Below are 12,398 nucleotides of genomic sequence, written 5' to 3'. Positions count from 1 at the left end.
CAGAAAGTACAATTTTATTCTCCTCCAAAAGCACCAGTGCCTTCCTTCTTTATCAGCATAGGCCTAGCTTCAAATGGATGAGTAGAGTCCTGCACCGGTTTGGCATCTGCAGCTTTGGTGGCTGGGGCTTGCAGGAAACCAACCAGTAAATAAGCAATATAATGATATATAACCAGTACAAACAATAGTGCAAGAGGAATCTTCCACTTTTCACGAAGTATCATAGTTTCTAAGGGTTAGGATTTTAAAAAAATGTTGTTGACAACTCCCCCTTAGGTTTAAAAAACTATGCGAGTCAGGCAGGGCAGGCAGTCATAGCAGTTTGGTAGTAGTATTTGATTACAACTAATGATTATGGAGTCTACCCACATTACTTCACAAAGACGTGCATGTCATACAAGACTCATGAGTAGGTGAAGCTAGCTTTCAAAATCCACAGTTTATACCCCCCACTAGTAGAACGTACTCCCCACTTATATCTCCCACCAGTGCGGAACATTTTCTACAATCGTATTGTGCATATGCAATAATTTTTGCACATTTGTCTCGATTTAAAGTTTATTATGGTGTAAATAATGTATCTCACCCGTACTGGAATCAGTACGGGTGACTTTTGAATGTACCTTGATGTTGAAGCTGTTATAGCTAATAAAAGCCAGAAAAGGATATTGAATGTGAAATAGGTTTTCATACGGATTACAAAAACGCCCTCCTCAACAATTGAGGAGGGCGTTCTCATTTATCAGGTAGGTATAATTATTTTGTAATTAACTCTCGTATACCTATACATACTATCCACACCATTACATATACTCCACTTGCAGAAGGATCTGGTCAGACTATCAGGTCCTTTTGTATTTTGATAATTAAGGAACTCTTCTCCGCCTGCTCATCAGGCAGCATTTAAAAATCACCCACTATTGCTATTTGAAACTAGTTTTTCGTCTGGGCCGCCTGTATCAGTTCGGTATACTGCTTCCATAGGATCTCCCTATTCTCCTCTGATTCAATATCTTCCACTTTGGTAAGTCTTTCCAAAATGGCACCTAACAGAGGCGCCATCTGTACTGAAGCCTTTATCGAATGTAACCCCGACTGCAGGCACTCAAGTACCGTTTCCTGGTCCAGGGGCCTTACCTCATCTAGTATATGGCTGTTATTCAGGAAATCGTTCGGATTGGCAACCTCCTTCACTCGCTCTGCAAAAGTCTTACTCATATGCTATTCCAACCTGTTGGACCTAGTCCATTTTTATAAAAGAGTAACGCCGTCGGCGTATGGTGAACATAACGGGTAATAGCTTTCTTTCCTGTAAATGCTCGTATACATCAAGGATCTGCTTTACAATCATACGGCATTCAAGATCTGACATAGTCAGAATTGAGTGTACCATTTTGTCAAGCATCCTATCCTCAAAGGTACTAAATCTTGCCTCCTGTTGCGTAAGCTTACCAAGTATTAGCTCCCACTCCGGCCTGAGCGATTCCGGAAATATAGTCGGATGAATGCTTATTAATGTGGGGGCTCTACTTAGCAGCATGGCACGGGGTGCTTCCCGGAAACGAGAAATTCCGGTAGCCAAATCAGCAAATTCGGCTAGTTCTACTCTTTTACTATTTTTCATGGCTTATTAATAGGAGTATCACAACCTGGGCACTATAATTGGTATTCATTACCAGTATCCACCGTAGCTTCCTCCTTTTTGTTCATATAATAGACTCAGCCACTAGTTGAAAGGAATAAAAGTTTTTATAGACGGATGTCTGCTTTGATGAATGGTAAGTGCATAGGATAATATGAGAACCAAAATCGGACGAGTAATGCACCAGGGACGTTAGCTTTTACTCTAAAAATCTGCATGGGTACTAAACTTCTACTTTTGCTCACCAGTCTGCTTTTTGGGTACAGTACACTGGCCCAAACGGTAAGTACTCTACCTGATACCTTGTCAAACTGTGACTTGGTGATTAAAGCATATGAACAAAAGGCCCATAATCTTGAACTGGATATACATGCCTCCGAAGGAGGACTCATCCCTTTTGACGTGGAGCTAAGCCAGGGCGAAGTTAGCTGGACCTGGAAAAACCTGCACCACCAATCCCATCGGAGATTCAGTATCCCCAATATAAATACAGCCGGTACAGCTACCCTGAAGCTCATATCAGTAGGAAAACCTGGCTGCTATGCCAGTACCATGGTAGTACTGCAGTCGACCGCACACTTACCTCCTCCTCCCAACTGTACGCTGTACCTGCGCGGCTATCGGCAACCTGATCAAACACTTGAAATAGATTTAGAACAAGGAGTGTCAGCCAAAGCCCGATACGATATTGTACTGGCACAGGGAGATAATGAGTGGACCTGGAATAACGTCAGGTACAGGGGTAATAAACCTATCCGTCTTCCCAAACTGCCCGCCACCGCCGGACCAGCTACTCTACAGATTACTCCCAGAGATAATCCTGGCTGCCAGGTACAGCAGAGGGTAATGATTACGGGTCAAACTACTGAGCAGAAGAATACCGGTTTGAACAACCATACCGGCCGTCTTATCCTGATGAATACTACAGCTTGGGGATTTGACCGTCAGGACGAAACGGGTATCGCTGAGCCCTGGCGAAAGCGGGCGGAGATGTTTAACAGCCTGACCCACCAGGGACAGTCTTTCCAGGCGTTGGATGGACTTAGGCTATTGGTACGCTGGTACGATTATGAACCCAGAGAAGGGCAATTTAATGACAAGGCTCTGCTGGCTGCTCTGAACTGGTGCAAGGCTAATAACATGAAGTTTGCTATCTGCTTCTGGCCGTTCCGCCTGCAGAATGATAATTTCCTTTCTGAGTCTGAATGGACCCGTGGTATGCTGGGTACTCCCTTCTCGTTCGAACATAACCTTTGCCAGCCAGACCTGTACTCCCAGCCGGGTCGCGAAAAGCTACAGCGGGCCATCAGGCACATGAGTCAGGTGTTGGCTCCCTACGCCGATGACCTGGTATACATCAGCATGGCCTATGGTGATACCGAAGAGTATTTCGCACCCGGTATTACACAATCCAATCCGTGGCGCTGGACAGAGTTAACCGGCTATTCGGAGGCTAATAGAACGGCCTGGAAGGAATTTGCACGAGTTAAAGGGCTAGTTGACGTTGCCCCCCCGGTACCTGCAACATCAGATTTTCCCTGGAATACCCGTAACCTTTGGACCCAAACCAGCGAAGGCAGGGCCTGGTACCAGTTCATTACAAAAGGCTTGAGAGAGTTTCACTTCAACTTCAGGGATGCTGTAAAGTCCGGCAGCAACGGCAAGCTCAAAGTAGCAGGCTTCTATGCCGATGCCGGGGGAGAGCAGTCTGCCTGGTACATGAGCTATAACCTGAAGTCCATATTCGAAGGCTGTGATGTCATCTACAGCAGTGAAGGGGAAAGTGTTTCGCTGGACAGGAAGCTGATGGCTACCGATGTCAATTCCGGTACCTTTCCGGGGGCTATAAATAGTATTGAATTTGACCCCCACGATTTATCCGTACAAGGTGGACATGAAGCGGGTCAGCCTCTTAATCCTGATATACTTACTAATTACGGTGGTAGCTTCTTCCGCAGAGGTGGCAATATCCTGCACTTAGCCATGGCATTCAGCTACGGGGATATCGGTCGTAATCATATCCAAGACCTGGCCCCAGGCCTATACTACTTACGAAAAGAATTGATTGAAAAAGCTCCTGAACCACTTCCCTCGGAAGCCATCACTGTGCCGCTAGAGAAGCCCGAAGGTGATCAGTTTTATGATAAGTGGAGAAAAGCTGGTGGAAGCCTTAACAAACAGGTAAAAGTTATTCAGGATGATCTCCCATTCTGGAAGTAAAAAGACTTTGCGGGCAGGCGACACCTACCGACTAATCTTCGATTATATAATTGCCAGGAAGTAAAAGTAGTCAGGCTCTAGGCTTGCTTTGAGAGTACTTAATCAATTATCAGAGAAATGGGTACGGTTCAGACCGGGAAAGTCGATCACGACTATCAATGAGTTGATCTCCTCTTTAAGTGAGATAATCCGACGGTGCAGTTGCTCAATATCCTCCTGTGAGGTACCACTTTCCAGCGCTTTTCTGTACGCTAACTGTAATCCGTGCAGATCGTACCGCTTGTTGTCAAGCATTATCTGTCTTTCTGAAAAAGGCCCCATGTGGATGAATTGATTGAAGTGAACAGTGACAAATATCTCAAAAAGGTCGGCAAAAGAAAAAGCCCTTTCTCTGATTCCTACACAAATTTATTGAACGTAATCCGGCACAATCTGATAGCCAGTACATTGTACCTGCCCCTGCTGTATGACCCCGAAGCAGAAAATCAAACTAGCTCCAATCATTTCGGATAAGTTAGTGGTTTACCCCTAGAACAAACCTTATACATAATGAATCTGGCAGGAAATACTATTTTGATTACAGGAGGGGCTTCGGGTATTGGACTGGCACTAGCTGAACGATTATTAAAAGCAGGTAGTGAGGTCATCATATGTGGCCGCCGGGAGGATAAACTCAATGAGGCTCAGCAAAAGCATCCTGGTTTACACATCCGGGTGTGCGATGTCGCCCAGGAATCTGAACGTATAAGTCTTATAAGCTGGGTTTCGCAGGCATTCCCCAAACTGAATGTGGTCATTAACAATGCAGGTATTCAAAAACGTACACAACTGACCGATACGCAGGAAGAGTGGGCTAAGCACCAGCAGGAGATTGCGATCAATCTGGAAGCGCCTATTCATTTGTCCTTATTGTTTATTCCTCTACTGCGTAAGCAGCCTAATCCGGTAATCATTAACATTACCTCCGGCCTTGCTTTTGCACCGGCGGCCTTTGCTCCTATATACAGTGCTACCAAAGCTGCTCTTCACTCCTTCACCCTTTCCTTACGACATCAGTTACAGCCAACCGGTATTAAAGTAGTAGAGATAGCGCCACCGGCCGTTAATACGGACCTGGGAGGGCCGGGACTACATACCTTTGGAGCACCTCTGGATGATTTTGCCGATGCGGTGATCCAGCGCCTGCAGGCCGGTGAACTCGAGATCGGCTATGGAACTTCTGAAATGGTTCGCAAGGCTTCCCGGGCAGAATTAGATGAGGCTTTTAACAGAATAAATAACAGATAAAGCAGACAGACTCCGTTACTCGAGTCTTAAAAGAAAACCTACCTCCTCAAGTTGCATCAGAATCTCTACATGGCCATACCCCTTTATTTCGGCCCGGTCATACAGCCTTATCCGGCTGGAAAGAGTTTCGAGGTACTTCTCCATCTTTTTCTTCCGGTCGTAGGGAGATGAGTTTTTCAGATTTTCAAGAATCTCTTGTGGGGAGTCTCCCGTAATGATTTTACCTTTTGTGGTCAGGAATTTCATTAAGCTACCGTTTAGTCATGCCAGCATTTATTAACCGCTCCTGCCGACTTTTGTTTAGAGTAAATATGCTAACATTAGGTACTACGGTTACTTTTGAGAAGTAAATATGGGCAAAAGTAACTGAATCAGAGAGAGGTAAAGAAGGCAACAATAAAAACACAAAAGCCCCGCATTGCTGCGGGGCTTCGTGACCCATAGGGGAATCGAACCCCTGTTTCAACCGTGAAAGGGTCGTGTCCTAACCGCTAGACGAATGGGCCGACTGGTCTCCTACTTCGTTTGCCTTGAAGGGCACTCCTTAGTTGGTTTCGTTTCCTTTCCCAGAAACGAGGTGCAAATATGTCGGGTTATTTTTTAATATGCAACAGTTGCCCCCTCACTTTTTACACAATATGTATACTTAGTACTTTTATCAACATCTACTACTCTGATAGCCAAGGCTCATTTATCGTTAAAATAAGTACTAAATATTTTCATTTTTTATCTGAAAGACCATAACGTATTTAGCTTCTAGCAAAAATACACCTGAGCAGTAGATAACGGCCTGCTATTTGCTTATACATTGACTATTACACAACACAACTACCACCAATAAGTCTACCTAATGCTCAATAACGTACTGGTGATTGATGATGATGAGACCTCCATCTTTGTGACCAAGCATCGGATTATTAAATCTGGTTTTGCAAAGAATGTACTATCCTTCACCTACAGTCATCAGGCCATCAGCTATCTGGAGCAACTTCCTTCCCTCACTGATGCGGCACCGGACATGATTTTTCTGGATCTTAATATGCCCTTTATGAACGGCTGGAAATTTCTGGATCTGTTTACTCAGCACTTTTTGCCCCGCTTCCCGACTACAACTGTCTGTATCTTATCCTCTCTTATACCCAGCGAAGAAGTTAAATCAACTATTCCTCCCTACGTCATTGCTTTTATTAATAAGCCTCTTTCAACACCTGATCTGGAAGCCCTTATAAATCACGAAAATCTTGAATCGTACTTCAGAAGTACCAGTAGTAATCTACAAGGATAAATAGACCGGGCTCGAGTAGTTGCAAAGTACATAGCCTAAAAACACAAAAGCCCCGCATTGCTGCGGGGCTTCGTGACCCATAGGGGAATCGAACCCCTGTTTCAACCGTGAAAGGGTCGTGTCCTAACCGCTAGACGAATGGGCCGACTGGTCTCCTACTTCGTTTGCCTTGAAGGGCACTCCTTAGTTGGTTTCGTTCTCTTTTCCCGAAAACGAGGTGCAAATATGCAGGAGCTGTCATTATTATGCAAGTGAACCAGTAAATTTAATTTTTAGCTATATCAAATTCATTACAACCTAACAAGATAAGTACCTTAAAGTAGCATTAAATATAACACCAACTGGTACTGCCAACTTGGCTCCTCCTGCACAATCAGAAATTAATCTGTTTCGTTGAAATACTACGGCAATAGCCTGGTGTGAAGAACTTGCCCTAAAAACACAAAGCCCCGCATTGCTGCGGGGCTTTGTGACCCATAGGGGAATCGAACCCCTGTTTCAACCGTGAAAGGGTCGTGTCCTAACCGCTAGACGAATGGGCCGACTGGTCTCCTACTTCGTTTGCCTTGAAGGGCACTCCTTAGTTGGTTTCGTTTTCGTTTGCCTGAAAACGTGGTGCAAATATGTAGGGTTGATTTTTTAAATGCAAGCCCTATTCTAAAAAATAAATACAACTTTTACCCTTTAACCTCAATCTCAGATATTTGTCATCTAAACTTTTTTTGGGTGGTTATAAAAGCCACCTATCCCACTCTGACCTACTTTTTTGTATTTTTGAAAATTCAAATGTCACTTCATATAATTAACACATGAAACAACCCTTTCTTAGCTTTTTCCTATTATTAACCCTACTGGGTTCAGCCTTCACCGAGGCTGTTGCTCAGAACCCCACCCCGGAGGAATACCTGGGGTATAAGTTAGGCAGTAAGTTTACATTTCACCATCGGGTTGTTGACTACGTACGTACCCTGGCCGAAAAAAACCCAACCCAGGTTAAATTAGTACCCTATGGTACCTCCTATGAAGGTCGTCCCCTACTGGTAGCGTTAGTAGCCACTCCCGAAAATCTAGCCCGCATCGAAACCATCCGTACCGATAACCTCAAGAGCATAGGCCTCCTGGAAGGTAAGGCTACCGGACCGGTACCTGCCATAGCCTGGATGAGCTACAACGTACACGGTAATGAGGCCGTATCGTCCGAAGCGGTGATGCAGGTCATGTACGAACTGTTGAACAAGAGCAACCCTACTACGCAGGGAATACTTAAGAATACGGTTGTTATACTGGACCCCTGTATTAACCCGGATGGTCGTGAGCGGTATGCACAGTGGTACAACCGGGTAATGGCCGTAGGAGCCGATGCTACGCCCTTCTCCTGGGAACACAACGAGCCCTGGCCCGGCGGACGCTACAACCACTACTACTTTGACCTGAACCGCGACTGGGCCTGGCAGCAGCAGAAAGAATCGCAGGAGCGCGTAAAGCTGTACAACCAGTGGATGCCCCACCTGCACGCCGACTTCCATGAAATGGGATCGGGCAGCTCGTACTACTTTCCCCCGGCGGCACGTCCTTTCCATAAGGATATCACCCTGTGGCAGCGCGAGTTCAACAATACGCTGGGCGAATTCAGCCGTAAGTACTTTGACAAAAACAGCTGGCTGTACTTTACCCGTAATAACTACGACCTGTTTTACCCCAGCTACGGCGACACCTGGCCTACCTACAACGGTGCCATTGGTATGACCTACGAGCAGGGCGGCGGCGGCCGTGCCGGCTTAGCGCTGGCTCGTCCCAACGAAGCCGATACTCTGACGCTGACCGACCGTATCGCGCATCACTTTGCTACCAGTATGTCGACTCTCGAGGCCATCTCTTCCCGCGCCGATAAGACCGTTAGTGAATTTGTGAAGTACCACGAGATGGCTCGCACCAACCCGATCGGTGTTTATAAAACTTATGTGGTAAAGACAAAAGGTGACGAAGGCCGGGTGAACGCGCTGCGTGATCTGCTGGATAAGCAGGGAATCAGCTACGGAATGGTAGGAAAAGACTTATCTGTAAAAGGTACTAACCTGGCTACAGTATCGGACGAAAACGTAAAGCTAGAAAGTAAGGATCTTATGATCAGTGCTCACCAGCCTAAGTCGACCCTACTCAAGATCCTGTTTGAAGCACGTCCCGAACTGGAAGACTCTGTAACGTATGATATTACCAGTTGGGGACTTGCCTACGCCTATGGCCTGAGAGCCTACGGTCTGAAAGATCGCCTGACACCAGTGGCGTATACCGCTGACAAAACGACGAACTCGGTACCGGCTACTCCTCCCTACGCCTATCTGGCCCGCTGGAAGTCTTTCGCGGACCTACAGTTCCTTTCAGAACTCATGAAGCAGGATGTACGTTTGCGTACGTCCAATGTACCCTTTGAGATAAATGGTCAACAGTATGAAGCAGGTACCTTGGTTATAACGCGCAAGGGCAATGAAGCTCTGGGTGCAAACTTTGATCGTGTACTGGCCGAGACGGCCAATAAGTATCAGGTGAAGCTTATACCAGCCGCCACGGGTTTTGTGAGCCAGGGATCAGACTTTGGTTCCTATGATGTTCCTGCCATGCGGGCTCCCAAAGTAGTAGCCGTTGCGGGCGATGCCGTATCAGCTATGGCTTTTGGTGAAGTTTGGCATTTCTTTGAGCAACAGATCCACTATCCGCTTACAGTAGTAGAAGGTAGCGAACTGGCCCGCCTTCCTCTTAAGGATATAGATGTACTGATACTGCCTACCGGAAACTACGGTCGTATCCTGAACGACAAGCTACTCAGCGATCTGAAAGACTGGGTACGTCAGGGAGGAAAGCTGATTGCTATGGAAGGTGCTATCAACGCGTTTGTGGACAAGCCAGACTTTAATCTGAAACGCAAGAAGTCAGATGATAAAAAGGATGGGGAGAATCCGCTGCGACAATATGCTAATCGTGAGCGCGAAGCCGTGAGTGACGAAACTCCGGGTAGTATATTCCGGGTAAAACTGGACCCTACGCACCCGCTGTCGTTTGGCTACGGAGACAGCTACTACGGTTTAATACGTAATACCTATAACCTCGACTACCTCACCGACGGCTGGAACGTAGGCTACCTCAACGACAATTCCTATCTGGCAGGCTTTGTAGGACAGAATGCCCGCAAGCAGTTAAAGAATACGCTGATCCTGGGTGCTCAGGAAATGGGTCAGGGCCAGGTAATATTTATGACCGATAACCCACTCTTCCGTGGGTTCTGGTACAACGGTAAGCTGATGTTCGGTAACGCCGTATTCAGATAATAAAGATTAGTACTTACACTGTACCCCTGCCCGCTAGGAGCAGGGGTATTTTTTTGTTGTTACCACTACGTTTGGCAAGGCTGTTCCTACCCTTCAGTATTTTCATCCGACGATTCGCGCACGGCAGTATTTCAATTTAGACCTGTACCTATCAACTTTGTTGCATCACTAATTACAAACAACTATCAGCCATGATCAACAAAGAGAACACGGACCTATTACTGCTTCTGATTACATTGGTAGTCACTCCCATATTCTGCCTCAGGCTGTACCGTCATCCCCAATTCAACCAGAAGAAGAGCTTTATGATGTACCTGTCTTTCCTGGCCATGTACCCCCTGATCAATATGATCGGGCACATTGTAGCTATCAGTACCTTTACGTACTTGAGTATCCAGGATGGAACCTTTATCTATACCTTTCGCACGTATTCTCTCCTGCTCTATGGTGTCATATTCCTGCTGATCAATGGGTACACGCTCTCCGGCATCACCAACCTGAGTCGGGGCAACTGGCAGTACTATACTCCACTAATCAGAATGAATATCATACAAATCATACTGATACTCCCCTCCTTCATCCTGAACCCGCTGGCCCTGCTCCCTTCCATAACGTCCCTCCTGATTATCATTAGTCTGACAGTAGCTAAAAGAAAAAAAGGACTCTCTATAAAACCGGATCAAATATATAAGCAGGCCTCAATTGAATTAGCCTGATTCCTTGTATTTTCGATTAAGATAAAAGCTCCTAAAAAAGTACTTATCATACGGTTTGTATAGAAGAACCGCGGCCAGAAAGACTTAGGACAGAATCACTCCGAATGGAAAAACTAAATGATAACAGGATCCGGCTGATCGGAATGCTGATCCAGAACCTGATCTTCTTCCTGTTTTTTTACCTGCGGCAAATCGTTGAACGGGATCAGCCAGCCCTGAAGGTTATCGGCTGGCAACTCCTATTCGTTACTGTCATCTGGGAAAGTACCCGAATGGCTATCCGTCTTACCCGCAGCCGCTATCCGGGTATCAAACCCATTCGTCAGCGCATGCTGGCCCTGGCGGCCCTTCTGCTCGTGGTTGCTGTACTTGTGGGAAGCTGGCACGTATGGATGGAACGGTGGCTGGGATTCTGGCCGGAAGACAAACAGACTATTTACAACTACCTGTACAGTATTGGCATGACCCTCTTTTTCAGCCAGCTGATTGCTGGAGTGTACGAGGCCTTTTACTATCTGGAACAGTGGAAGAAATCAGTACTACTCTCCGAAGCACTGGAAAAGAGGGCTCTGCAAAGCCGACTGGAATCGCTTAAAAACCAGGTGAGTCCACACTTTCTGTTCAACAGCCTCAATTCGCTGACAGCGCTGGTGGAGGAGAACCCCAAGCAGGCCGTGCGTTTTATCGAAGAGCTGTCAGCTATCTATCGGTACCTTCTTCAGAGCAACGAGCAGGAGCTTACGACACTGGTTCGGGAGCTGGACTTCATTGATGCTTATATGTACCTGCTAAAGACTCGATTTGAAGAAGGGCTCTACCTGACTAAAGAGATAGATCCGGCACTTCATGATTACCTGATCCCGCCCCTTACCCTACAGATCCTGATCGAGAATGCCGTGAAGCATAATATGATATCGGAATCCAGGCCTCTGAACATAAAGCTATATACCGATGAAGCTAATAACCTCATCATTACGAATAATCTGCAGAAGCGAAAAACGGCCGTACAATCGAATAAAACGGGTCTGGTGAATATATCGGCTAAGTATGCCCTGCTGAATCAACCTGATATAGTCATCAATGAAACGGCTACGCACTTTCAGGTGATGATACCCCTAATAACAAACAACCGTCATGAACTTAGTCATCGTTGAGGACGAATCCATAGCCGCCCGTCGTCTACACAAGATGGTACAGGCCCTTGACTCTACCATAAAGGTAGTGGCAGTGCTGGATAGTATCGAGAAGAGTGTCAATTGGTTTCGTCAGCATCCTGCGCCTGACCTGATGCTACTGGACATCGAGCTGGTAGACGGACAAAGCTTTGAGATATTTAATCAGGTGGAGGTAAAGTGCCCGGTTATATTCACCACCGCCTACGACGAGTACGCGATTAAAGCTTTTAGTGTCAACAGCATTGAGTACCTGCTCAAACCCATTCAGGAAAAGGAGTTGGCAAGAGGCCTACAAAAGTTCAGGGAATTAAAGAGCCTCTATGCCGACAAGCAGCCCACTCAGGTGAACATAGAAGCTCTATTGCAGGAGCTGCAGGCCCACAACGCTCCTTCCAGAACCAACTACCGGGACCGGATACTGGTCAAGCAGGGGCAGCGCATGTTTCCTATTACAACCACTGAAGTAGCCTACTTTTTCACCAAGGAAAGGCTGGTGTACGCCTGTACCCGTGAGAATCGGCAGTACCTGGTGGACTTTACCATGGATGAACTGGAGAAATCGCTGGACAGCCGCTACTTCTACCGGGCCAACCGTCAGTTTATTATTGAATTTAAATCAGTGAACCGGCTCAATTCGTACTTTAACGGAAAGCTGAAGGTAGCTCTTACACCTACGCCGGAAGAAGAGGTAATCATTAGCCGTGATAAAGCCGCAGAATTTCGTAGCTGGCTGGGTGAATAAATGTTGGA

The 12,398-nt window shown here is 46.3% G+C and carries 12 protein-coding genes and 3 tRNA genes; 7 read left to right on the top strand and 8 right to left on the bottom strand.

All coding sequences use genetic code 11. The annotated features are described in order from the left end of the window. Positions 1 to 14 precede the first annotated feature (14 nt). The 3 genes from JUB14_RS21980 to JUB14_RS21970 all read right to left on the bottom strand — a co-directional run bounded on the left by JUB14_RS21980 (position 15) and on the right by JUB14_RS21970 (position 1,624). Positions 15 to 224, bottom strand: coding sequence for a hypothetical protein (locus JUB14_RS21980; protein ID WP_207508978.1), 210 nt, complete (start codon positions 222 to 224; stop codon positions 15 to 17). 709 nt (positions 225 to 933) lie between these two features. Then, positions 934 to 1,218, bottom strand: a complete 285-nt coding sequence (locus tag JUB14_RS21975; RefSeq protein WP_207508977.1) for a hypothetical protein — start codon at positions 1,216 to 1,218, stop codon at positions 934 to 936. Between the two features lie 22 nt (positions 1,219 to 1,240). After that, positions 1,241 to 1,624 (bottom strand): hypothetical protein, encoded by a 384-nt coding sequence (locus JUB14_RS21970; RefSeq protein WP_207508976.1) that lies wholly within the window; start codon positions 1,622 to 1,624, stop codon positions 1,241 to 1,243. A 234-nt stretch (positions 1,625 to 1,858) separates the two neighbouring features. On the opposite strand from JUB14_RS21970, the gene JUB14_RS21965 reads away from it, so the two are divergent. Continuing rightward, positions 1,859 to 3,862: a glycoside hydrolase family protein gene (locus tag JUB14_RS21965; protein ID WP_207508975.1), complete on the top strand. Its 2,004-nt coding sequence runs from the start codon at positions 1,859 to 1,861 to the stop codon at positions 3,860 to 3,862. Between the two features lie 102 nt (positions 3,863 to 3,964). Here the strand turns inward: JUB14_RS21965 and JUB14_RS21960 are convergent, their stop codons facing one another. Beyond that, positions 3,965 to 4,156 carry a hypothetical protein gene (locus tag JUB14_RS21960; RefSeq protein WP_207508974.1) on the bottom strand — a complete coding sequence of 64 codons (192 nt, stop codon included), beginning with the start codon at positions 4,154 to 4,156 and terminating at the stop codon, positions 3,965 to 3,967. 255 nt (positions 4,157 to 4,411) lie between these two features. On the opposite strand from JUB14_RS21960, the gene JUB14_RS21955 reads away from it, so the two are divergent. Next, entirely contained in the window at positions 4,412 to 5,149 is a 738-nt protein-coding gene (locus JUB14_RS21955; protein ID WP_207508973.1) for an SDR family oxidoreductase, read from the top strand. 15 nt (positions 5,150 to 5,164) lie between these two features. Here the strand turns inward: JUB14_RS21955 and JUB14_RS21950 are convergent, their stop codons facing one another. Both JUB14_RS21950 and JUB14_RS21945 read right to left on the bottom strand, forming a co-directional pair. Beyond that, positions 5,165 to 5,395: a hypothetical protein gene (locus JUB14_RS21950; RefSeq protein WP_207508972.1), complete on the bottom strand. Its 231-nt coding sequence runs from the start codon at positions 5,393 to 5,395 to the stop codon at positions 5,165 to 5,167. Between the two features lie 188 nt (positions 5,396 to 5,583). Beyond that, positions 5,584 to 5,655, bottom strand: a tRNA-Glu gene (locus JUB14_RS21945). Between the two features lie 344 nt (positions 5,656 to 5,999). Here JUB14_RS21945 and JUB14_RS21940 point away from each other — a divergent pair. Continuing rightward, positions 6,000 to 6,434 carry a response regulator gene (locus JUB14_RS21940; protein ID WP_207508971.1) on the top strand — a complete coding sequence of 145 codons (435 nt, stop codon included), beginning with the start codon at positions 6,000 to 6,002 and terminating at the stop codon, positions 6,432 to 6,434. A 73-nt stretch (positions 6,435 to 6,507) separates the two neighbouring features. Here the strand turns inward: JUB14_RS21940 and JUB14_RS21935 are convergent. Both JUB14_RS21935 and JUB14_RS21930 read right to left on the bottom strand, forming a co-directional pair. Next, positions 6,508 to 6,579: transfer RNA gene (locus JUB14_RS21935), tRNA-Glu, on the bottom strand. A gap of 325 nt (positions 6,580 to 6,904) precedes the next feature. Further along, positions 6,905 to 6,976: transfer RNA gene (locus tag JUB14_RS21930), tRNA-Glu, on the bottom strand. Between the two features lie 267 nt (positions 6,977 to 7,243). Here JUB14_RS21930 and JUB14_RS21925 point away from each other — a divergent pair. From JUB14_RS21925 to JUB14_RS21910, 4 genes are all read left to right on the top strand, one after another. Beyond that, complete coding sequence (locus JUB14_RS21925; protein WP_207508970.1) at positions 7,244 to 9,757, top strand: M14 family zinc carboxypeptidase; 2,514 nt, start codon at positions 7,244 to 7,246, stop codon at positions 9,755 to 9,757. A 191-nt stretch (positions 9,758 to 9,948) separates the two neighbouring features. Continuing rightward, positions 9,949 to 10,473 (top strand): hypothetical protein, encoded by a 525-nt coding sequence (locus tag JUB14_RS21920; RefSeq protein ID WP_207508969.1) that lies wholly within the window; start codon positions 9,949 to 9,951, stop codon positions 10,471 to 10,473. Between the two features lie 104 nt (positions 10,474 to 10,577). Further along, the gene (locus JUB14_RS21915) at positions 10,578 to 11,627 is read left to right on the top strand and encodes a sensor histidine kinase (RefSeq protein ID WP_207508968.1); all 1,050 of its coding nucleotides are present in this window, start codon (positions 10,578 to 10,580) and stop codon (positions 11,625 to 11,627) included. Further along, positions 11,608 to 12,390, top strand: a complete 783-nt coding sequence (locus JUB14_RS21910; protein WP_207508967.1) for a LytR/AlgR family response regulator transcription factor — start codon at positions 11,608 to 11,610, stop codon at positions 12,388 to 12,390. Before JUB14_RS21915 ends, JUB14_RS21910 begins: the two co-directional genes overlap by 20 nt. Positions 12,391 to 12,398: the final 8 nt, after the last annotated feature.

This window comes from Telluribacter humicola, from assembly GCF_017355935.1.
GTDB lineage: Bacteria > Bacteroidota > Bacteroidia > Cytophagales > Spirosomataceae > Telluribacter > Telluribacter humicola.
This window is presented reverse-complemented; position numbering and strand designations above follow the sequence as displayed.